Genomic DNA, 22,508 nt, shown 5'->3' with positions numbered 1-22,508 from the left:
GTCAGCGCCTTGTCACTATCGAAGATAGCGGAGCCGTGTGAGGTTTTTCTCCCGTTGCCTGCGACGCATCCCTGATGGATGCGGCAATCTCCGAGCCGAATAAGAAAACGACGGCTGAGAAATATAGCCACATCATCAGTAGGGCAAGAGAACCTGCCGCACCGAATGAGTTTGCAGTGCCGGCATGGGCAAGATAGAACCCGAAGAGATGCCTCCCAGCCGTGAAGAGCACCGACGCTGTCACACCGCCAATAAGCGCATGACGAAAATGCACCTTTGCATCCGGCAGCCACTTGATAAGGGCAGCAAACCCAATCGCGAGTATTACCAGTCCGAAAACTGATTCACCTAGCGCCGCGAGCACAACCAGGCTGGAATCACCAAAAACCGCGTGGCCGGCATACTGTATGGCTGTGTCCACCACCAGCGAAACGACCAGCAGGAAGCCCAGACCCATGACCATCCCGAAGGAAATCAGACGCGCGCGTAGCAGGAGCGCTAGTCCAGCGATACCTTTGGGCGACTCTGCGGCAAACACGACATCCAGAGCAGTATTGAGCGACGAAAACGTCGCCGAAGCACCGTCCGCCACCAGGGCAATGGATAGCGCAGCGGCAACACCGCTTCCGCTCGCCCTATGCGCATGTTCGACGAGGGTTTGCATTGCGCTCGCAGCATCGTTGCCAAGAACGCCTTTGACCTGGTCAAAGAGCCGCCCTTTGGCTGCGTCCGCACCGTAGACCCATCCGGCGACCGCAAGGACGATGAGGAGAGTTGGGGCAAGCGAAAATGCGGAAAAGAAGCCGATGCTGGCGCCCATCATGGGCGGTTCCGAGAATTTGCTGATGGCGGTCCGCGCGATGGACATCAAGGTTAGCTTGCGCGGAACGGCTTGATTTTTTACTTGACGCAACATATGGAACCTCACGCGCTACGCCTGTAGGGCAGACTGGAAAAGAGAGCTTGGCTAAGTGGCCGCTCCCGCTCGAACTACCGGTCAACGGTTTCTGCACATCCTCTCTATCGGCCTTCCGCGAGCGCTGCCCACTGCGGGCCCGTGGTCTAGGGGTAGGACGCGACTCGCGCGTCATTTGCCCCAGGACCGCTGCGCAGTTTCCGGGGTGTCGACATGTGTTCGCGCCTCCGCGGACTACTGTGGGTTAGGCTGGTCCTCGTCGGCGTCTTCGCCGTCCTCTGACTCAATCCGGGTTGTTCCGCCTGTCGCAGGTGGGCCACTGGCGGGGAAGGTGTCTTCAACCGCCTTGTCGACATCCTCCTCGGACTTGTCACTTGCGGGGTTCTCCCGTTTCGGGTTGGTGGCCATGTGAGTCTCCGGTTAGGTGGATTAATTGACACAAGCAAGGGATATTCCGCGAACCGGGGCGAGCACAATATTTGCGCGACAGTTTCGCTGCAGTCTGCTTGTTTGGCCGCCGCCGCGATGTGATTTTGCCTCGAGCAGAACTGCCCCATGTTCAACGTCGCGTGATGGGCAGGCAGGCATACTCGTTGCGCGTAAGACGTTCTCCACCTAAAGCTTCGGAGAGCATCATGAACACATCGGACCCGCAAGACCGCGCATCCAGCGGTGGCGCGCAAATTATTGGAGGCGGCGCGGGCGACGGGCCCGGTCCCGACGTGATGGTCGGGTCGACACTCAAGGGTACGACGGTGGTTTCATCGGACGATCGTCCGAACTCCGTCGGGACGAACGGTAGCTCAGCCGATGAATCTGACGGAGCAAGGTCGTTGCGGGAAAGGGTTTCTTGAGAAACCCGGCCAGCTTGACGTGCGGGCGCCTGCTCGCATCAGAGGTGAGAATGACTGGAACCGAGGCGAGGTCCGCATGCCGCTGCATTTCGCGGACAAGCGCGATGCCGTCCATCGCCGGCATTGCGCAGTCGGTCACGAGTATGTCCGGGCGGATTTCAAGCGCGAGCCGAAGTGCGTCGCTACCATTGGTCGCCGTTCGAACGAGATGACCTTCCGCTGCGAGAAATAATCCGAGCGTACCCAACAGTGCTGTGTCGTCATCGACCAGTAGTACGGTAATCATTTCTCCACTCCTTCGTGTTTCCAAGCGGCTGAAGGGCGTCCGGGTAGAGCCCGTGGAGGCAAAGGCCGAAAATTCTGCTGCGACCTACGCGGGTCCAGTTCAATCGAACCTGCGATACGAGGCGCAATTTGCGCTCCAGGCACTGTGTACTTCTCGATGCGCGAGGGGTGGCCGCTTGCGTGCATGCGATTGCGATTGGACGGTGACATGCTGGTCCCCGGATTCGCGGCATTTGGGTAACGCTTGCTTGCAGGATGCTTGGAGTGCGACGCCTCTCGTCAGTTGAGCGTGAGAAAGCGGGATGGCTGTCGATACTGGAGCGACGGCAGCGCCGACCTCGTCGCCGTCGACATGGTTCTCCTTGCGCTGCCGCTGGCGGGAACCCGGTCGTCTGGCGCGACCGGCTTGCCTTTGCTGTCGCTTGTCCTCGATCGCTGTCGGGGATGCCAATCAGGCGGCCGCATTCCTGCTGCCTATTACGTCAGGTGATTGCCGCCAGTCACGCCATAGACCTCGCCCGTAACGAAGCTCGACTCCTGCGACGCCAGCAGCACATAAACCGGCGCGAGTTCAGCGGGTTGCCCCGGACGTTTCATCGGCACTTCGGAGCCGAATTTCTCGACTTTCTCCTGGGGTTGGCCACCGCTCGGCTGAAGTGGTGTCCATACCGGACCCGGCGCGACGGCGTTCGCCTGGACTCCGTTGCCGATGACCTGTTTCGCCAGCGCGTGGGTGAAGGCCGTGATGGCCGCTTTGGTCGACGCGTAGTCGCGTCATTGACGCCCCAGTGTTTTCTCGTTGTTTCGGATTATTGTTTCGCTGCTGCTTCCGATTAATCGATCACTGACGTTTTGAGATCGGCTCTGCTCCGGACCCATCTGCATGGGGTATGCTTATTGCGAAGGTTAGGTGTTCCCGGGAGTGAGGACGAAATGGAAAGCTGCCTTGCTTGTGTGAGGTTGATCGGAAAAGCCTCAACAGTCTTTCCGCACAAAAAACTCCAGTACTCCGGAGCGGGCGTTTTTGGTACGCCAAAAGAGCCAATAACACGTTACGTCCTGTACCGATGCACGTCCTGCGGTTGCTGGATGAAGCAGAACACATCCAATGGATCACCGGCCGGTCTTTGGTCGGCATGCGAGTCGAGCATTCCCGCCGAGCCAGTGTTTGAGCGCAACCCTGCTGAATATGATTACTGGATGAAGGAGCCACTGACAGTGCTGGGTCGCCCCCGATAGCCCCGCACAGCGAGGGTTTGTTGCCGTTCATGCCTTATCACCATTCTCTGCAGATGCCGCGATGGTTGGCCGTCAATCTCTGGGCACAGGTGGATGACGGAAAACACTGTTCGGCTTGCTGTAGCGCATCCTGAGCTAAATCGCGCCGTTTTCCGTGATGTGCGGCGCGCTTGCGCCGCAAAACCGGCACGGCTTCAGCGGGACTGCGTCTGTATTAGTGGTCATCGTGTCCTCACTCAAGTTCGATTGCTCCGCGAGCCGCGCGGATGCGCTGCCACTGCGCGGCGTATGGGTCGATCTCGTTGTACCAGGCGCCTACCGCTATTCCTTTTTGGCCCCCTGCGAGACGGTTTAGATAGCGGGCACATGAAATGCGCCTTGAATAGTTCTCGCGCGCCGCGGGCGATCTGACTTAGGGCCTATCATGCAAAACCAGTCCCGCGTGCCGTATCGCGGATACACCATCGAGGTCCGGGTCACCCAGACAAAATCTCCGTCGCTGGATGGCCAGCAGCTTCGGTACACCGTCGCCTGGTTGATCCTTTCCGCTGCTCCGCTTACATCGGCCATCGCGAGCCTGCCGGAGCACCTTAACTTCCTGTCCGCTGAGGCCGCATTCGCGTATGCGGAGCGGCAGGCGCGGCGATTCATCGACGGTTGCAAAATCGATCCCGCCCTTGATGGGGCGGCAACGTAAATTTGTCGGTTTAGCGTCGTCACGTTGCAACTCCGGCCGTTGCGGTCACCTGTTTCCTGAAGGCAGCGGCATGTGACTGCGATTTGCCGAATCTCCACGACCGTGCCGCGCCTCCACCCTTCCGCGATCTTGGTCATGACGCGGGCAACGTCGGACTGCTCAGCCGCTGGTGTCTGAACCGCTGCGACCGCGTTACTGGCATCCGTTACTTCCGTGACCGGTGCGGCGTGACCTGTCCTTCCCGAAAATGCATAGCGTGCGATTGAACGAAGCCTGGACCACTCCGGTTACGCTGCCAGCCGCTCGTAATGGTGATGCAAGCCGCCAACATCCGGGAACTCGGCGATTGTGCCGCGATTGGGCGGCTGCACTGGTCTTGGGTCGGGACAATCCATGTCCAGCGACAGGTGTGTCCGCCAACGATGGTAGTAGTCGAAGTACCGGGTGAGGATGCGCCGCAGGTGGCGTTCGTTCAGGACAATGACGTGATCCAGGCAGTCTCGCCGGATGCTGCCGATCAGGCGTTCGACGTACGGATTCTGCCATGGGCTGCGAGCGGCGGTGAGGACCTGTTCGATGCCCATGCTCTCGACGCGCCGCCGAAAGGGCTCGCCATAGATCGCATCGCGATCCCGGAGCAGGTACTTCGGTGCGCTATCCCAGGGGAAAGCCTCGACGATCTGTTGAGCGGTCCACTGCGCGGTCGGATTCTCCGTGACATTGAAGTGAATGACCCGGCGCCTGTCATGTACGAGGACCACCAGCACGAACAGCACCCTGAAGCCTACCGTCGGCACGGTGAGGAAATCGATCGATACGAGCTCGCAGACATGGTTTTTGAGGAACGCCTTCCAGGTCGGCGAGGGCGGTGTGGGGTGGCGCAGGCGATACTTCTCCACAGTCGATTTTGCCACCTCGATGCCGAGCTTGCGTAACTCGCCCAGGATGCGCGGCGAGCCCCACCGGGGATTGGCTGCCGAGATCCTGTGGATCAACTCACGCATGTCCGGACTGATCGGTGGTCTGCCCTGGGCGTAAAGCAGCCGATCGTTTTCGGCGCGCTGGTTTTGGGAGGCTGCCTGTTGCTCGGGGCGACTATATTTGTAATTTGGATGGTTGAGGATTAATCGACACCAATGGCGAGAGGGAGATCGGTGTGACGTTAGAAACAAAGATGAGTGGTCCCACAACGCTTCCGACTACGGTCGAGACCTTGCGGCACATGGCCGAATGCTTTCCTCTGCTCGACGGCGATGTCGTGATGTGGAGGCATGCGCTTCTGAAGGCAGCGGCCGAGCTCGAGGCCGAAACCGCACGGCTCGACTTCCTGATCAAAAGCGAAGCGCGCGTTGGCCAGGGCGTTGATGGTTTCTATCACGTCTGGGGAGGTCCATTGGGCGACCCCGAGAACCTGGAGCCGTACAACGCGAATTGCGAGACGGCCCGGAATACAATTGACGCGGCGCGCCTGGCCGCGAGAGATGGCAACACAATCCGCCGGCCGTAAATCGCAGATACGGGCGGCAGGCTGTCAGTCCTGAGTCACGCCGGCGTTCCTGCACGCGTATCTCGCAGAGGCCCGCTGATGCCGGCGCCTTCATAGTTGGGACGAGGCGCCACAATCGATGATCAGTTTTGTAGTGGGGGTCGTAGTGCTGCTATGCGTCGCGACTACAATGAGAGTCGGCCTCACATGGCGCTCAACGATTTGACGCCGGGCGAATTCGCCCGGCAGTTCCGCCTTGAACCTGAAACCGAAGGCGGTCTAAACGTGGAACACTAACTTCGGGACCTGTCCAGGAAATCCGAGCGATTCAAGAAAACACCCCAAATCGTTGGACGGGTTTCCAACTTTTGGGGTGCAGTTCATTCTCTTCCGCCACCGTTGATCCCGCTTCCACTTCTCCAGACCTGCTTGCCCCGTTCGGAGAGTTCGCCGCAACTATGTGTTGCGTCGCCCTCTGTCCCTTCTCTCGCCATCTCGCCGCCGGCCTGTTCCTGTGCCTTCTGTTTCTGCCTGTGGCGCGCCGCCACTGCTTCGTCATGCGATCTGCCTGCGTAATTCAGGGTCATTTTGCCAACTCCTTAACTATCAGTCTTTCTTCCTGGACGCGCCACCTGGCGTGCGTCATTTCCGGGGTGACAGCTCCAATTGCGTGCGTAGTCTGTCCAATATATGGTGTTCATCAAGCCAGCGGATGTCCCGCTTTCGCAGAACGTTGCGCCTATACCGACGCAGCGCCGCGCCGAACATGAGCGCCAGCCCGAGCGCGATGCCCCACATTGAGTGCGTCATATCATCCTTACTGGTTGTTCCCGACTTACGGCAGGCAACGACGTAGTCGAGGAATCGCACGTTCACATCCCGGTGCTTCCAGGAAGTGCCCCGCGCCTGCGCGTCAAGTTCCTGAACTGAGCGGCAAGACGATGGTTAGCCTTCCTGCTTCTTCAGTGCATCAATAAGCGCCAGTGTGACGAATGCAGAGCGCGTCATGCGGCGCTCTTTTGACCTTGCATCGACTAGCTGAAGCAGGCTCTCAAGCAGATGGACCTGAATGCCCACGGATTTCGAGGTAACACGCGCCAGATCGATGTCGACAAATACCCAAAGCCCGTTGCCATCGTCCATTTGGAGCGCCTGCAATTCCGACATACTGAAGGTAGGGGCGGGGATAAGTTGCTCGCTGCGGTCATACATTGCTTCCACGGTCGCTTGGGCATTGTGGGTCAGTTCGTTAAACGAATCGCCACTCGCGTCGGCGGTGGGGAAATCGGGGAAGCTGGCGCGAAAGCCATTATTGCCATTCCGGTGGACATACAGCGGATATTGCATGATCTGCTCCTTGGAGTGGAGCGCCGACAGACGCTCGCTGTGCAACGCCACGCCAGGGATGTTGGGTGTACAACCGACAACTGACTGAGTCCGCACGCATGTTTCATTAGACGCTTCGCGTAGGAATACGCAATGACTTTCTTGTTTCATTGCAACGCCATATCGAGGAGAGGTCGAAGCCACTCATTTATAGAGGGAATCGCTCGGGCGAGGGGGCCGTATTCTGACTCGATCTCCGGCCGTTCGGGCCCCACGGAGGAAAAGAATCTGGCGAGCGCGTCAGAAGCCTTCATTGCTCCTGTTGCGTAATACGTATTCCGAGTCAATGCGATGGAATCATTCCCGTAAGAATGACTCCCATGTCGCCTCAGAACGGCTTGGTCGGCAGGTATTTTCCGTCGAGCGTGATCACGGCGCGCGAGCCACCTTCCGGGTCGTCGACTTTCTTGATGTCCAGCTTGAAATTGATCGCGCTGATGATGCCGTCGCCGAACTTCTCATGAACCAGCGCCTTCAGCGTCGAACCGTAGATCTGGACCATTTCGTAGAACCGGTAGATCGTCGGATCGGTCGGTACGCCGCCCGGAATGCTGCCGCGCACCGGGACGGTTTGCAGCAGGCGAACCGCGTCGTCACCGAGTTCGAGCTTGTCGGCCACGACCTTGGCGGCTTCGGCCGGCAACGGATGCTGGCCGAGCAGCGCGGCGGTGACGAAGGCGAGGCTGAGGCCAGTGCCTTCGTTGATCTGCTCGAACGTCAGGTTCTTGCGGACCTTCGCGTCGATGACGGCGCCGGTCAGGGCTTCACGGGGGGCTTGGCTATATTGCGATTGCGTCATGATGATGCTCCTTGAGATGGCTTGAAGTTGAAAAAGCAGTGAGTCAGGCAGCGAGGTTGAGTCGAGCGGGCGTTGCACAAGCGTGCGGATGCTCCGCGAGAGAAACGAAACGGTTCGTCGTGCCGTCGAGCGTATCGATCGAGCCGGTTTCGATGTCGTACACCCAGCCGTGCAGCGCCAGATGTCCTTGTTCGAGGGCGAGCCGCACGGAAGGATGCGTCTTGATGTTCGCGAGCTGGGCGATCACGTTTTCGTGGACCATGGAGTCGACCCGGTCGCGTTCGCTCTTGTGCTCACGCGCCTCGTTGACGACCTTCGCGGAATCCGCGTAATGCAGCCAGTTGCGCACGGCCGGCATGTGGTCCATGCACTTGCAGGTGGCGATCGCCGTCATCGCGCCGCAATCGGAGTGACCGCAGATCACGACGTCGGTGACGCCGAGCGCGGCGACCGCGTATTCGACCGTGGCCGTCACGCCGCCAGGTTCCGGACCGTACGACGGCACGATGTTGCCGGCGTTGCGGATCACGAACAGGTCGCCCGGTTCGCGCTGCGTGACCAGCTCCGGTACCAGCCGGCTGTCCGAGCACGAAATGAACAAGGTACGCGGGTGCTGGCTCGTGGCCAGCTGCTTGAAAAGCTCAGAGCGCTGCGGAAACGCGTCGCGCTGGAACTTCAGGAAGCCGTCGATGATTTCTTGCATGTTTTCCGCTCCATCAGGGTGTTTGTTGAGAACCGATGGACGAAGAATGCGCCGATCTAACTATAGCGTCCAAGACCGGTTTATTATTCTGGCTATAGGAAACACCAATAGTTTGGCGAGGTCCCATGCTGCTGCGGCACATCCGTTACTTTCTGGCGGTCGCGGAACACCGTAATTTCACGCGCGCGGCCGAGGCGCTGCACGTGTCGCAGCCGACGCTGTCGCAACAGATCAGGCAGCTTGAGGACACGCTGCGCGTTCAATTGCTTGACCGTTCCGGTCGGACGATCCAGCTGACCGACGCCGGCGCAGCCTATGTGCGCTACGCGCAGCGCGCGTTGCAAGACCTGGAGGCGGGAAAGCGGGCGATCCACGACGTGCAGGAATTGAGCCGCGGCTCGCTGCGCCTCGCGATGACGCCGACGTTCACCGCGTACCTGATCGGTCCGTTGCTGGAGAAGTACCATCGCCGCTATCCGAACATCACGCTGAACATTCTCGAAATGCCGCAGGACCGGATGGAGGCGCTGCTGAACGAAGATGCGCTCGACGTCGGCATCGCCTTCGACGACACGCACTCGCCCGACATCGAGACTCAGAGGCTGTTCGTCGAGGCCCTGGCGATGGTGGTCGGCAAAGCGCACCCGTATGCGAAAAAGCGCGCCGCGTTGACGCTTCGCGAGTTCGAGAGCGAAGCGCTCGTGCTGCTCAACGAAGAGTTTGCTACGCGTCACTACATCGATCGATATTGCCGGCAGAATGGCGTCGCGCCGCGTATTGCGATGGAGGTCAATTCGATCAGCGCCGTCATCGAGCTCGTGCACCGCAGCACGCTTGCCACGCTGCTGCCGGCCGCGATCGCACGCGAGCACAGCGAACTGCGTCTGGTGGACCTCGAGCCGGCGTTGCCGCAGCGAACCGCTGCGTTGCTCCTGCGCAAAGGCGCGTATCGAAGCGCGGCAGCAAGGGCATTCATCGCGCTTGCGCTTGAGGATAGCGCGGCTAAAACGGGTGGCCGGCGGGCACCAGCGGCTTCATAAAATGCAAACAGTCCGAACTGCCTCGACTGCTGGCGGCTGAAGCCGCTCCGCTGAAATGCAGCGCCGCTGCAGAATGAACTCTGACACGCTGCTACCGTGGACGCTGCGCAAACGGTTCTGATCGTTACGCTCTGCAGGGCTATTCCTTAGGGTGACCGCCCCGAAGTCAGCTGGGCGCACAGTCGAATGATCGACGGAAACGCCGTGCTCGGCCATCATGTCTTCGAGGTGCCGCAGGCTCAGCGGATAGGCCACATACCAGCGCACACAGGTCAGGATCACGTCGAGCGGATAATGCAGACGTTTGAGCACTCGGGCCACTGCCGGATTCAACGTCTTCATCGAGCTTTCAGTTGTTCATGTCGTTCCGCACATCATAGCGGAACGCGTTACTGCGACAGAACCGCCTCCGTTACCGGCATGTCTGCGGGTGCTGAACCGTGATAAAGCGGGAATTCGAGTGCCTGTTACCGGATTTGAAGGCACTGTGACCGGGACGTAAACGCGCCGCGATTCACCCTGGTGACCGTCGGGCCGCAGCCTTGCCGGATATCAATGCGCGCTCGACTTCATCGAACACACCAAGCAGTCGGGTTACGCGCCTGTTTGCATCGGGTGGCAGACCCTGCTGCGTCAATAGCGACGAAATGCGACGCCGCCAATACGATAGCGCGAGCGGATTTCCCCGCACAAGTAACGGAATGATCTGTTCGAGGTGCCTCAGGTCTATTTCGAATTGGTAGCGCGACATCAGGATCCTTGCAGAAGTGATTCGGTGTTCGTACCGGCCGGGCTGGTATGTCTGCACCCTGCTGTACAGGGGCTCGGACGGGCCGAACTTGTCACACGAGCCGTGGATGGCTTCACGCGTGCGGCTTCACGTCGAAATCCATGCTGGCTCGCGTTGATCGCGATATGGCACCGTAGCCGGTCTTCTCAAACCTGCGCCAGCAGATCTGGCGTCAGGGCCTGGTTAGGGCTTTTGTACCGGGACGATGCCGCACCACTGCAAAAGAACTGACGCTTCGACGGTTCTTCTGCCGCCGCCGTCTCAGGGCGGAACAACTTTTTCCTTGTGGGTCACCGACGTTCAGGGTCGCATGAAGCCGCTTCCAGCACCTAACCATTTTCTTGCGTGCCTGATCCATTGCTTCTGCGCTCTGTATTGAGTCCCATCGACGACCCGTTTTTCATTTTCCGGGACCGCCGGCATGCCATCATCCGTTGCATTCGCCGCAGCCTCTCTCTGTCTCCTGCTTTCTGCCAGTTCTTCGGCATTTACTTGATCGTCAATCATGACGCACTCCTACTATGGAACAAACTGGTTCGCCAACAGGCGGTTGGCGTCGCCCTCGATAGCCGGGACGACGCGACACATCGTAAGTTCTGGCTTTGAATACTGGCGCGGTCGCGGCGTGCGATGCCACCAGTCCAGGAACACCCACCGGAAAGCCGGCTTCTAGGACAATTGCCCTTCGTCCCGGTTTCCAAGTTCGTGTACGGCAGCCAGCGTAAAGAACGTAGAGCGCGTCGAGTGACGCTCCTTTGCTGCAGCATCGACTCTCTGCAGCAGACTCTCGGGCAGACTGAATTGAACGCTCACGGCTTTCGAGGTAACCCGCGTCAGATTGATCTCGATGAACATCCAGATCCCTTGCCCATCGTCCATGTCGAGCGATTGCAATTCCGAAGTGCTGCAGGTCGGAGCGGGTATGAGTTGCTCGCTGCGGTCATACATCAGTTCGACAACCTCCTGCGCGTTGCGTTTCAGTTCATCGAACGAATGGCCGCGCGCAACTGCTCGAGGAAGATCGGGAAAACAGGCACGAAAGCCGGCAGCTCCATCACGGTGCACATAAAGCGGATATTGCATGACCTGCTCCACTCAGCTGCGGGCTGACTCGCATCCGGTATGTCCTCATAGTTCGGTTGCCTCAACCTTGCCATCGACGATGTCTTTGCCGTATTGCATCGCGAGTTCGATGGCGTCGCCCGCGGTGGTGGGACTTCCCGCGCCGAACAACGTTGCATAGCGCCGGGCCTTGACCTCGCGGGACGGAATGGTGTCGATCCGTACGAACGATGAGAACTGCCGCCGACCTTTGGCATACGGATCACGATGCAGCGGGAATACCTGGTGAGAGTACGCACGTAGCTCGTACCCTCTGTATTCGATGGTGGGGATGGTCATGATGGCGCTCCATAAGCGATACTGACCGTCATGAACCAATGCCTGTCCGGATGCGAAAAGAGCGGTCAGGTACATCGGGATCTTTTCACCATGCGCTCAATGCCGTCGAAAAGCAAACTAAATCTCGATGTGGCGAAAGGGAAAGCTTGCGTCGTACCGGCATCGCAAAGACGACCTGCTCATATACATCGTTTTCGTGCTTGCACGCGAGCCGCGCGTCGTTATCGCCTACGCAATGTCGGGTACTGCGGTATCCGGCGTCGGAGTGCTGGCGCGAGCTTGACGGTTTCCTGCTTCATGCCCTGAGCCGGCATCACCCAGCCGATTGTAGAGCGCATCGCGTTAAAGGTAGCATCAGCGCGAAAAGGGGACGGTCCAAGGTTGGCCGTAGTCTGCGTCCGGTTGGGGCGATATTGGTTATCCAGTTCTTCGCCTGTATCGGCCACAGCTGCGTTACTGCGCGGCTCAAACGCCACGTCGCCGGATTTCGGAAGGGCCGTTAAGCGAGGTCCAGCGCCCGTTCGCGAAAGCCAGCCGAAGGTTTCAAAATGGCCGAGATGGAATAGACACCGCCCTGAGATTTATGGTGCGCCTGTAGATCAGCGCTTTGGGTTGCGAAACCCGCGCAAGCGCCGCTCACGTTCGTGCGTAGGTTGATGGCTATTTTCGGCCCGATTGTGCACGCGGGCTGCAGCCTTGACGAACACGTGTTTGAGGTTTGCCAGCTCGGGGATCCTGGACTTTGCGGCCGGATAACTGCGCGACTGGTCGGTGACGATCTTGCGGCATCGGGCACGATCGAAGCACGCGCTTGAAGAATCGTTCGACCGTGGACGTGTCGCGCCGCTTCTGCCGCAGGATATCCAGTTCGGCACCGTGCTCGTCGACGGCTCGCCACAGCACATGAGGTTCACCGCGCAACATCACGAACAACTCATCGAGATGCCAGGCACTACCCGGTTTGCGCCGGGCAGCATTGACGCGAGCGATGCGCGAACCCTGTGCCAAATTTATCGCACCAGAGGCGCACGGTTTCGTAACTCACTACGATGCCACGGTCGAACAACAACTCTTCAATGTCGCGCAAGCTCAGCTGAAAGCGAAAGTACCAGCGAACGGCAAAACTGATCACCACCGGCGGAAAGCGATGACCCTGATAGAGCGATCTGGATTTAATCGTTTCCCGATTCTACGCGACCACCTTGGCAACGTGACAAAGCCCCGGCGCTTATTCCATATTCATCGATGCGCCGGCGAATCCAGACGAGCAGGCGATCGCGGGCTTCCCATCAAAATGGCGATACGGTATGCGTGGAGCAGGTGGCGGGCTCACCATATGGCCTTGGTTGCGTAAAGGCATGATTATCTCAAACGTAACGTTGCGGGCAGGCCTGCAAGGCAGCAGTTCAGTGTTGGCTGGGCGGGGGGGCGGAAATATTATGGAATGCAGAAAATCGTGGAATCAAGCTGCGTCCATCGTGAACTAGAGCCGTCACGACGGCAGTATACGCTATGTTCGTCGCCGTTGAGTTGGCCGGCCTTGTCCGGAACACACGTACACGGCGCTCAAAAAAATATAAATCGCGACAGAGTCACCAGATGCGCTCACACTTGCCGACATGGCTGTCGCTTTCGCGACGGGCAAATCTGGAGAAACATATTGGCGAAGAGCACGATGCGCGGTAATCGCGAGGTTAAAAAGCCCAAACAACCCAAAAAGTTGATATCTCCTGCGGTAGGCGTGTCCCCAGCGCTTGCGCCGAAGACCGCCGCAGGCAGCGCACCGGCCAAGAAGAAATAGCAGGCGCCTGGGGCACGGATCCGTGTCCTTTCTGCTCCACGCTTTCCGTGTGTTCAGCCGGAAACTGCGTCGACAGGGCTGCGCAAGTGCTCCTGCCGCTCATTGATTGCCGCACCGGTCTGATCGAAGCTCATCCGACGCTTTAGTGCGCCGCTAAACCGTAACTACCGGTTTGCGCGTGGGCGCGTCATCACCGACCCATGCCCGCAGAAGCTGTATACCTGCTTTGTCGTCCTGATGGTTCCTCGCGCGTCCCCCCGCACCCGTGAATCAAACCACATCCCGGAGGCGTGCATGCATGCGACACGTGTGGTGCGGCCTCCCCGAAGGAAGATCCGATCATGTCCCAACTCTATGAACCGTCCGGCGCTATTACGATGGCAAACGATGTGCGCGCCGCTAACATGACACGCCACCGCGACCAGTCCACCCGACCGAACTCGCCGACATCGCGAGAAGTGCTCCTGTGAAAACGCTCCTTCGATATGTCGCGAGACATCGCTCACCGTCGCCGCCGTGGACTGACATCGCGCCGGTGCGCGAGGAGCTGTTCGGCGTCGAACGGCTCGAGCAACACGCGGAGAGCCTCGCTGCCGCGCAACCGGTCACGAAGACACCGCCTGCCGTTTTATCGCTGCACACGAGACTGAACGATAACGCTGCAGTTCTGCTCGCGGCCTACCGTGCGAGCGCCGAAGAACTGGAGAGCGGCCGGGGTGTGGTGCCCGCCGCGGAATGGCTGCTCGACAACTATCACCTCGTCGAGGAGCAGATTCGCGAGATTCGCGACGACTTGCCGTCCGGCTACTACCGTCAGTTGCCCAAGCTTGCCGCAGGCCCGTTCGCTGGGTATCCGCGCGTATTCGGTCTCGCGTGGGCATTCGTTGCGCATACCGACAGTCACTTCGACCCGCAGATCCTGCGGCGTTTCATCAACGCGTATCAACGGGTTCAGCCGCTGACAATCGGCGAATTGTGGGCCGTGGCGATCACGTTGCGCATCGTACTGATCGAGAACCTGCGACGCCTGACTGACCAGATTACCGCTGGCCGCAGCGCACGCGCTGACGCCGATGCACTCACCGACCGTCTGCTCGAATCGGGCAGTGCCCGTTCGGCGCTCGAAGCGGACATTTCCACGCGCTCCTCAGGCCTGTTGTCGGAACTGTTCGCCGCACAGCTCGTAAAGCGGCTGCGTGACCAGGATCCGCGAACCACGCCGGCACTTGGCTGGCTGGAAGAGCGGCTCAAGCTTCAGGGTGCTTCCGTCGATGAAGTCGTGCAACACGCGCAGCAGCGACAGGGCGCGTCGAACGTCACCGTGCGAAATGTGATCACCAGCATGCGGTTGATTTCCGACATCGACTGGACAGAACTGTTCGAGAGCGTGAGCCTTGTCGACGCCCGGTTGCGCGCGGACAGCAGCTTTGCCACGATGGATTTTCCGACGCGCAATCTGTATCGCAGCGCGATCGAGCAACTGGCGCGCGGCTCGTCCTTCACCGAACTCGAAGTCGCCGGGCTAGCGCTGGAATCGGCGCAGGCGGCGCTGCTGGAAGCCGGCGATGGCGTACATTCGGAACGCGCCGGCGATCCCGGCTATCACCTGATTGCCGAGGGCCGGCGAGCACTGGAGCAGGCGATCGAATTCCGTCCGCCGCCGCGTCTGCGGGTCACGCGGTTCAACGTCCGCCTCGGCATTGGCGGCTACGTCGGCACGATTCTGACGGTCGCCGCGACGTTACTGTCGCTCGTGTCGTGGGCAATGTGGACACTCGCACCGCGAGGTCTCGAACCAGGGGTACTCGCGCTGTTTGCCGTATGCGGATTTCTGCCCGTCACCGAGATCGCAACCGCACTCGTCAATCGTGCTGTGACATGGAGTTTCGGCGCGATCACGTTGCCGGGTCTCGAACTGACTGGCGGTGTGCCGTCGTCGTTGCGCACACTCGTTGCCGTGCCGACGCTCCTGACGAGCGAAGCCGATCTGCGCGAGCAGGTCGAACGTCTTGAGGTGCATCACCTCGCGGGAGCCGGTGGCGACCTGTCCTTCGCGTTGCTGGCGGACGGGCTCGATGCGGGTCAGGAAGTGCTGCCCGACGATGCGCATCTGCTTGCCGTGGCCGCCGACGCCATAGAAGCGCTGAACCGCCGTTACGAGCCCGGCCCGAGCGGCAGCCGCTTCCTGCTGCTACACCGCCGCCGCGTGTTCAACGCGAGCGAAAACAAATGGATGGGCTGGGAACGCAAGCGCGGCAAGCTGCACGAACTCAACCGCCTGCTACGCGGTGCGACGGATACGACCTTCATGCCGATCGCAGGCCGCGCGCCGCAGGTGCCGTCCGACGTGCGCTACGTCATCACACTCGATGCCGATACGCGTCTGCCACGAGACGCCGCACTGCGGCTGATCGGCAAGATGGCGCATCCGTTGAACCGACCCACGTTCAGCGAAGCCGATCAACGCGTCGTCAACGGATACGCGATTCTGCAGCCGCGTGTCACGCCGTCGCTGCCCGTCGGTCAGGAAGGGTCGCTGCATCAACGCGTCTTTTCCGGCCCAGGCGGGATGGACCCGTACGCGGCGGCTGTGTCCGATGTCTATCAGGACCTGTTCGGCGAAGGGTCGTATACCGGCAAGGGAATCTATGACGTCGATGCGTTTGAAGCGGCTCTGCATGGACGGGTGCCGGAAAACGCGCTGCTCAGTCACGATCTGTTCGAAGGGATTTTTGCGCGCGCCGGACTGGCGTCGGATGTCGAGGTGGTCGAGGAAGTGCCGTCTCGTTACGACGTGATCGGCAAGCGGCAGCATCGCTGGACGCGTGGCGACTGGCAATTGCTGCCGTGGATCGTCGGCCATCGTGGCCGGGGCCGACACGCGCTGCCGTCGATCGGTCGCTTCAAGATGCTCGACAATTTGCGCCGTTCGCTGCTCGCCCCCTTCCTGGTCGCCGCGCTCGGCCTGTGCTGGCTGATGCCGATCCGTACTGGGATTGCAGGCGCGCTGCTGGTGCTAGGCGCGCTCGCGATTCCCGCTTTCCTGCCAACGCTGTTTGCGATCCTGCCGCGCCGTAGCGGCATCCATCTGCGCAATCATCTGGACGTGCTGGCCGCCGACGTGCTGCTCGCCACCTTGCAAACATTTCTGTCCGCCGCGTTCCTCGCTGATCAGGCGTGGCGCATGGGCGATGCAATCGTCCGGACGCTGATGCGGCTGTTCGTGACGCATCGCCGGCTGCTCGAATGGACGACCGCTGCGCAGTCGAAGGGCAGCCCTCGTCTCGATCTGCTCGGTTTTTATCGGCAGATGACTGGCGGTGTCGTGCTCGGCCTCTTACTGCCGGCTGGTGTGATCGCGTTTATACCGTCACACTGGCCGCTCGTGCTGCCGTTTGCGCTGTTATGGCTCGCCGCGCCCGCGCTCGCGCTGTGGTCGAGCCGTTCACCGACCATCGCACGGCGTTTCGCGATGGCGGACCAGGACGCGCGCAGCCTTCGCCTCATCGCGCGACGCACCTGGCGTTTCTTCGAGACCTTCGTTACACCGGCAGAAAACATGCTGCCGCCCGACAACTTTCAGGAAGATCCAAGGCCGGTCGTCGCGCACCGCACCTCGCCGACCAACCTTGGGCTCTATCTGCTGTCGGCGATTGCTGCGCGCGATTTCGGCTGGGCGGGGACGACGGAAACGGTCGAACGACTTGAAGCAGCGTTCTCCTCGATGCACAGGCTCACGCGTTTCAAGGGGCATTTTTATAACTGGTACGGGACGCTCGATCTCCAGGTACTAGCGCCCGCGTATGTTTCGTCGGTCGATAGCGGCAATCTGGCCGGTCATCTGATCGTCGTCGCCAACGCGTGCGAAGAGTGGCCACATGGCTTGCTCGCACCGGCTGCGCGGCCCGGAATGGTAGACAACCTGCAACTCGCGCGTGAAGCCATCGACGCGCTGCCCGCCGCAGGTGGTGAACGTGGCAGGCAACTGCTTGCGATCCTCGAAGAGATCAGTTCGCAGTTGCACGGCCCGCAGACGCTCGAAGCGCTGTCGCCGTCGCTCATGCGGCTGACGGAAAAGGCTGCGAAGGCCACGCGGGAAATCGTGCCCGCCGGCGGCGACGACAGTTCTGCCGACCTGATGTTCTGGATCGACGCGTTGAGCAAAAGCGTGGTCGAACATGCCCGCGACCGGCAACAACACGCCGAGGCACCGGATCTTCTGCAAGCACGCTTGAAGTCGCTCGCCGATACGTCGCGAGCGATGGCGCTCGACATGGACTTCGCGTTCCTGCTCGATCCGGAACGCAAGCTGCTATCGATCGGCTATTCGCAATCCGACAACAATCTCGACCCGAACTGCTACGACCTGCTGGCCTCCGAAGCGCGCCTCGCGAGCCTGTTTGCCATCGCGAAAGGCGACGTGACGACGCGCCACTGGTTCCGTCTCGGTCGCGCCGCGACGCCGGTTGGCAACGGCTCGGCGCTGATCTCGTGGTCGGGGTCGATGTTCGAATACCTGATGCCGTCGCTGGTGATGCGTGCGCCGGTCGGCAGCCTGCTCGAACAGACGAGCCGTCTGGTGGTGGAACGGCAAGCCTCGTATGGGCGTTCGCTGGGCATTCCGTGGGGCATTTCGGAATCGGCGTACAACGCGCGCGACATCGAATTTACCTACCAGTATTCAAATTTCGGCGTGCCCGGTCTTGGCCTCAAGCGAGGGCTTTCAGAGAACCGCGTGATCGCACCGTATGCGACAGGGCTAGCCGCGATGGTCGACCCACAAGCCGCGCGAGAGAACTACGCACAACTCGCCGCGCTGGGCGCGCTGGGTCGTTATGGTTTCTATGAGGCACTCGATTTCACCCGTTCGCGGCTACCGGACAACGAGGATGTTGCGATCGTGCGCAATTTCATGGCGCATCACCAGGGCATGACGATCGTGTCGATCGCGAATACATTACTCGACGCGCGGATGCGTGCGCGGTTCCATCGCGAACCCATGATCCAGGCGAGCGAACTGTTGTTGCAGGAGCGTATGCCGCGCAATGTCGCCGTTGGGCATCCCCGTGCTGAGGAAGTGAACACGTCGGCAGCCGCCGCAGGCGTTGCCCCGTCGACCGTGCGGCGCCTCGCCGCGTCGGCTGTTGCTGGCGCAGCACCAGTGACACACCTGCTATCGAATGGACGCTACGCGGTCATGCTGACGGCGACCGGCGCCGGTTACAGCCATTGGCGCGATCTGGCCGTGACGCGTTGGCGCGAAGACACGACTCGCGACGACTGGGGATCTTTCATCTTCCTGCGCGATACGCAGAGCGGCCACGTGTGGTCGGCGGGTGCACAGCCGGCGGGCAGCGAAGCCGAGTACGAAGAGGTTGTGTTCGGCGAGGACCATGCGGAATTCATCCACCGCGACGGCTCGTTGACCACGACGATGGACGTGCTGGTTTCCGGCGAGGCGGACGGTGAAGTACGCCGCGTGTCGGTGGCGAATAGCGGCCGCCGCGCGCGCGAGATCGAGCTGACGTCCTACGCCGAGATCGTGCTCGCGACGCCTGCGTCCGACAACGCCCACCCGGCCTTCTCGCGGATGTTTGTCCAGACCGAGCACCTCGCGGAATTCGGCGCGCTGGTGGCCACGCGCCGTCCGCATTCGCACGACGAAAAACAGGTGTGGGCTGCGCATTTCGCGGTTGTCGATGGCGAGATCGTCGCCGATCCGCAATACGAATCGGATCGCGCGCGCTTTCTGGGGCGAGGGCGCAACGCCGGCACGGCGGCAGCGATCTTCGACGATCAGCCGCTGACCAACACCGTGGGGACCGTGCTCGATCCGGTCTTTGCGCTCAGGTATCGCGTGCTGGTGCCGCCGGGCAAGGTCGCACGCGTGGCGTTCTGGACAGTGGTGGCCGAATCGCGAGCGCTGTTGCTGGATCTGATCGACAAACACCATGACCGCAACGCGTTCGATCGCGCCAAAACGCTAGCCTGGACGCAGGCTCAGGTGCAGTTTCGCCATCTCGATGTCGAAGCCGAAGAAGCGGCGGATTTTCAGCGCCTCGCTGCGCCTGTCATTTACGCTGACGCGCGTTTCAGAGCGCCGTCGGACACGATCATTCGCGGGGCCGGCGCGCAGTCCGGACTGTGGCCGCACGCGATTTCCGGCGACCTGCCGATCGTACTGCTGCGTATCGACGACGTCGAAGACATCGCGCAAGTCCGGCAGCTATTGAGGGCACATGAGTACTGGCGGATGAAGCGCCTGGGTGTCGATCTCGTCATCATCAACGAACGGGCTTCGTCGTATATCCAGGAACTGCAGGGCGCGATCGAAACGGCCGTGCGCAGCAGCCAGGCGCGGCCGCGTTTCGGCGAAGAACTCGCGCAAGGGACGGTCTTTACGCTGCGCGCCGATTTGATGAGCGTGGAGGCGCGTGCGCTGCTGCAATCGGTTGCGCGCGTCGCGTTGATCGCGCGTCGCGGTTCAATCGCCGACCAGCTTGCGCGCTTACCGCAGTCGCAAGGTCAGGCGTCGGCGCTGCGCCGGCAGAAGCCGCCGATGTCGTCGCCATGGCCCGCGCCGTCTGCGCCGCCTCATCTGCCTCGCACGCTTTCTTCGGTTCCGTCGAGGCTTGAGTTTTTCAACGGTCTGGGCGGCTTCGATAAAGACGGACGGGAATACGCGACCGTTCTCGCGGCGGGTGCGACGACGCCCGCGCCGTGGATCAACGTAATCGCGAATTCCGGCTTCGGCTTTCAGGTCGCTGCCGAAGGCAGCGGCTACACGTGGGCCGAAAACAGCCGTGAGAATCAACTCACGCCGTGGTCGAACGATCCGGTCGAAGACCCGGCCGGCGAAGCCATCTATGTGCGCGACGAAGTCACTGGCGAGGTGTGGGGCGCCACCGCGCTGCCAATCCGCGACGGCGGCACGTATGTTGCGCGTCACGGGCATGGCTACAGCCGCTTCGAACACGAGGCGAATGGCGTCGCACTCGACTTGCTGCAATACGTGCCGCTCGCGGACCCGCTGAAGATCTCCCGGCTGACGTTGCGTAATCTGTCCGGTATGCCGCGCCGTCTGTCCGTGACGACGTGGATGGAATGGGTGCTTGGCACCTCACGCGGCGCATCGGGACCCTTCATCGTGACGGAAATCGACTCCGCTACCGGCGCGATGCTGGCGCGCAATCCGTGGAGCATGGGGTTCGCGGGGCGCGTCGCGTTCGCCGACCTGAGCGGCCAGCAGACCGCGTGGACGGCGGATCGCACAGAATTCCTCGGCCGCAACGGCCGGACTGAGGCACCCGCTGCGCTGACCGGCAACGCGCCGCTGTCTGGCGCAACCGGGGCGGGCCTCGATCCATGCGCGGCGTTGCAGCGCGTGATCGAGCTGGGCGTGGACGAGATCGTCGAAGTGGTGTCGTTCGTCGGGCAATGCGTTGGCGTCGAAGAGGCGAGGGCGTTGATCGAGCGCTATCGCAAGGCCGATCTCGACGCCGTCCTCGCTGAAGTGACGAACCAGTGGCAGAACGTGCTCGGTACCATCCAGGTGAAGACCCCCGAGCGCGCGATGGACCTGATGCTAAACGGCTGGCTGCTGTATCAGACGCTCGCGTGCCGTATCTGGGCGCGCTCGGCGTTCTATCAGGCGAGTGGCGCGTATGGGTTCCGTGACCAGTTGCAGGACGGCATGGCGTTGACCCATGTGCAGCCGGAGGAGACACGTCGGCATCTGCTGCGTGCCGCGGCGCGGCAGTTTGTCGAAGGCGATTTCCAGCACTGGTGGTTGCCCCAGTCGGGGCAAGGCGTGCGCACGCGGATTTCCGATGACCGCGTGTGGCTCGCGTTCGCGACGGCGACGTACATCGGCTGCGCGGGCGACGTCGCGATTCTCGACGAGATCGTGCCGTTCCTCGATGGACCGCCGCTGCGACCCGGCGAGCACGATGCGTTCTTCCAGCCGATGGTCGCAGACGAATCAGCGTCGCTGTTCGAGCATTGCGCGCGCGGCCTGGATCAATGTTTTGAACTGACGGGCGAGCATGGCTTGCCTCTGATCGGCGCGGGTGACTGGAACGACGGCATGAACCGCGTCGGCGCGCAAGGCAAGGGAGAAAGCGTTTGGCTTGGCTGGCTGCTATTGCGGACGATCGAATTGTTCGCCACCCTGGCTGAATCGCGCGATGCGGCTTCTGTTGCGCGCGCTGCGCGCTGGCGTGCTCATGCGGCCTCGATGCGCGAGGCGCTGGAGCGTGAGGCATGGGACGGCGAATGGTATCGCCGCGCGACGTTTGACGACGGCACGTGGCTTGGCTCGAAAGATAGTGACGAGTGTCAGATCGATTCGATCGCACAGTCGTGGGCGGTCTTGTCAGGTGTGGCAGAGCCGGCGCGTGCGGCGCTGGCGATGACGTCGCTGGAAAAGCACCTTATCCGTCGCGACGACGGGCTGGCTTTGCTGTTCACGCCGCCGTTCGATAAAACGTGGCACGATCCAGGCTATATCAAGGGCTATCCGCCGGGGCTGCGTGAAAACGGCGGCCAGTATAGTCACGCAGCGATGTGGGCGATCCTCGCGTTCACAAAAATGCGCGAGGGCAACAAGGCCGCCGCGCTGTTTTCACTGCTTAACCCGGTCAATCATGCGCGCACACCGATGGAAGTCGAGCGCTACAAGGTCGAGCCCTATGTCGTTGCCGCTGATGTCTATTCCGTGGCGCCGCATGCCGGGCGCGGTGGCTGGACCTGGTACACGGGATCTGCTGGATGGATGTACCGGGCGGGTGTCGAGGGCATTCTTGGGATTTGTCGCGAGGGCGATTTTCTTGTGATCGATCCTTGTATTCCGGACACGTGGCCGGGCTTTGAAGCAACAGTGACGATGCATTCGACGCTGTATAAGGTTCGCGTCGAATCCGGCGGCGCGGCCGGTGTCATGCGCGTGGTGCTCGACGGCGCGAGTCTTGAATGTGGTAATGAACGGGTGCGCGTGCCGCTTGATGGCGGGTCGCATAGGCTCCTGATTTCACTTTGCTTCGGCGTGAGTGAAGACGTGAACTCGGGCGCGCAAGTCGCGTGACGAATCACGCATCCGTCATGGAGAGCAAA

Annotated in this window: 15 protein-coding genes and 4 pseudogenes; 5 read left to right on the top strand and 14 right to left on the bottom strand. The window is 61.1% G+C overall.

The features are described from left to right. Position 1 precedes the first annotated feature (1 nt). The 4 genes and pseudogenes from FVF58_RS41035 to FVF58_RS41025 form a co-directional block, all read right to left on the bottom strand. Positions 2 to 868 carry a YihY/virulence factor BrkB family protein gene (locus FVF58_RS41035; protein WP_246217438.1) on the bottom strand — a complete coding sequence of 289 codons (867 nt, stop codon included), beginning with the start codon at positions 866 to 868 and terminating at the stop codon, positions 2 to 4. A 282-nt stretch (positions 869 to 1,150) separates the two neighbouring features. Then, entirely contained in the window at positions 1,151 to 1,324 is a 174-nt protein-coding gene (locus tag FVF58_RS51920; RefSeq protein WP_188131099.1) for a hypothetical protein, read from the bottom strand. 333 nt (positions 1,325 to 1,657) lie between these two features. After that, entirely contained in the window at positions 1,658 to 2,056 is a 399-nt protein-coding gene (locus tag FVF58_RS41030; RefSeq protein ID WP_149675350.1) for a response regulator, read from the bottom strand. Between the two features lie 476 nt (positions 2,057 to 2,532). Then, positions 2,533 to 2,826 (bottom strand): annotated as a pseudogene (locus FVF58_RS41025) (SDR family oxidoreductase); the annotation flags it as partial. Between the two features lie 892 nt (positions 2,827 to 3,718). Here FVF58_RS41025 and FVF58_RS41020 point away from each other — a divergent pair. Beyond that, complete coding sequence (locus tag FVF58_RS41020; RefSeq protein ID WP_149675349.1) at positions 3,719 to 3,991, top strand: hypothetical protein; 273 nt, start codon at positions 3,719 to 3,721, stop codon at positions 3,989 to 3,991. 287 nt (positions 3,992 to 4,278) lie between these two features. Here the strand turns inward: FVF58_RS41020 and FVF58_RS53545 are convergent, their stop codons facing one another. Continuing rightward, complete coding sequence (locus FVF58_RS53545; protein ID WP_246217437.1) at positions 4,279 to 4,995, bottom strand: integrase core domain-containing protein; 717 nt, start codon at positions 4,993 to 4,995, stop codon at positions 4,279 to 4,281. 218 nt (positions 4,996 to 5,213) lie between these two features. Between FVF58_RS53545 and FVF58_RS41010 the strand changes: the two genes are divergently transcribed. Beyond that, positions 5,214 to 5,498 (top strand): hypothetical protein, encoded by a 285-nt coding sequence (locus tag FVF58_RS41010; RefSeq protein ID WP_188131098.1) that lies wholly within the window; start codon positions 5,214 to 5,216, stop codon positions 5,496 to 5,498. Positions 5,499 to 5,648: 150 nt separating this feature from the next. Continuing rightward, positions 5,649 to 5,774, top strand: a pseudogene (locus FVF58_RS52335) (IS3 family transposase); the annotation flags it as partial. 83 nt (positions 5,775 to 5,857) lie between these two features. Here FVF58_RS52335 and FVF58_RS41000 read toward each other — a convergent pair. The 4 genes from FVF58_RS41000 to FVF58_RS40980 all read right to left on the bottom strand — a co-directional run bounded on the left by FVF58_RS41000 (position 5,858) and on the right by FVF58_RS40980 (position 8,365). Next, entirely contained in the window at positions 5,858 to 6,064 is a 207-nt protein-coding gene (locus FVF58_RS41000; protein WP_149675347.1) for a hypothetical protein, read from the bottom strand. Positions 6,065 to 6,422: 358 nt separating this feature from the next. Next, the gene (locus FVF58_RS40990) at positions 6,423 to 6,824 is read right to left on the bottom strand and encodes a type II toxin-antitoxin system HicB family antitoxin (RefSeq protein ID WP_149675345.1); all 402 of its coding nucleotides are present in this window, start codon (positions 6,822 to 6,824) and stop codon (positions 6,423 to 6,425) included. A 367-nt stretch (positions 6,825 to 7,191) separates the two neighbouring features. Continuing rightward, positions 7,192 to 7,662 (bottom strand): cyanase, encoded by a 471-nt coding sequence (gene cynS / locus FVF58_RS40985; protein ID WP_149675344.1) that lies wholly within the window; start codon positions 7,660 to 7,662, stop codon positions 7,192 to 7,194. A 43-nt stretch (positions 7,663 to 7,705) separates the two neighbouring features. Beyond that, a complete protein-coding gene (locus FVF58_RS40980; protein WP_149675343.1) occupies positions 7,706 to 8,365 on the bottom strand; it encodes a carbonic anhydrase in 660 nt (219 codons plus the stop codon). Between the two features lie 125 nt (positions 8,366 to 8,490). On the opposite strand from FVF58_RS40980, the gene cynR reads away from it, so the two are divergent. After that, complete coding sequence (cynR, locus tag FVF58_RS40975; RefSeq protein WP_149675342.1) at positions 8,491 to 9,405, top strand: transcriptional regulator CynR; 915 nt, start codon at positions 8,491 to 8,493, stop codon at positions 9,403 to 9,405. Positions 9,406 to 9,582: 177 nt separating this feature from the next. Here cynR and FVF58_RS40970 read toward each other — a convergent pair. The 5 genes and pseudogenes from FVF58_RS40970 to FVF58_RS40945 all read right to left on the bottom strand — a co-directional run. Next, a pseudogene (locus FVF58_RS40970) lies at positions 9,583 to 9,747 on the bottom strand (IS6 family transposase); the annotation flags it as partial. Between the two features lie 748 nt (positions 9,748 to 10,495). Then, positions 10,496 to 10,702: a hypothetical protein gene (locus tag FVF58_RS40960; RefSeq protein ID WP_149675340.1), complete on the bottom strand. Its 207-nt coding sequence runs from the start codon at positions 10,700 to 10,702 to the stop codon at positions 10,496 to 10,498. A gap of 162 nt (positions 10,703 to 10,864) precedes the next feature. Beyond that, positions 10,865 to 11,290, bottom strand: a complete 426-nt coding sequence (locus tag FVF58_RS40955) for a type II toxin-antitoxin system HicB family antitoxin (RefSeq protein WP_246217436.1) — start codon at positions 11,288 to 11,290, stop codon at positions 10,865 to 10,867. Between the two features lie 33 nt (positions 11,291 to 11,323). Then, the gene (locus tag FVF58_RS40950) at positions 11,324 to 11,596 is read right to left on the bottom strand and encodes a hypothetical protein (RefSeq protein WP_149675339.1); all 273 of its coding nucleotides are present in this window, start codon (positions 11,594 to 11,596) and stop codon (positions 11,324 to 11,326) included. Between the two features lie 602 nt (positions 11,597 to 12,198). After that, positions 12,199 to 12,773: pseudogene (locus FVF58_RS40945) on the bottom strand (IS6 family transposase); the annotation flags it as partial. A gap of 1,090 nt (positions 12,774 to 13,863) precedes the next feature. Here FVF58_RS40945 and FVF58_RS40940 point away from each other — a divergent pair. Further along, positions 13,864 to 22,479, top strand: a complete 8,616-nt coding sequence (locus tag FVF58_RS40940; protein WP_149675338.1) for a GH36-type glycosyl hydrolase domain-containing protein — start codon at positions 13,864 to 13,866, stop codon at positions 22,477 to 22,479. Positions 22,480 to 22,508: the final 29 nt, after the last annotated feature.

Source organism: Paraburkholderia panacisoli (assembly GCF_008369935.1).
Taxonomy (GTDB): Bacteria; Pseudomonadota; Gammaproteobacteria; order Burkholderiales; family Burkholderiaceae; genus Paraburkholderia; species Paraburkholderia panacisoli.
Note: the sequence above shows the minus strand (reverse complement) of the source record. Positions and strands in the feature narration are given on the sequence as shown.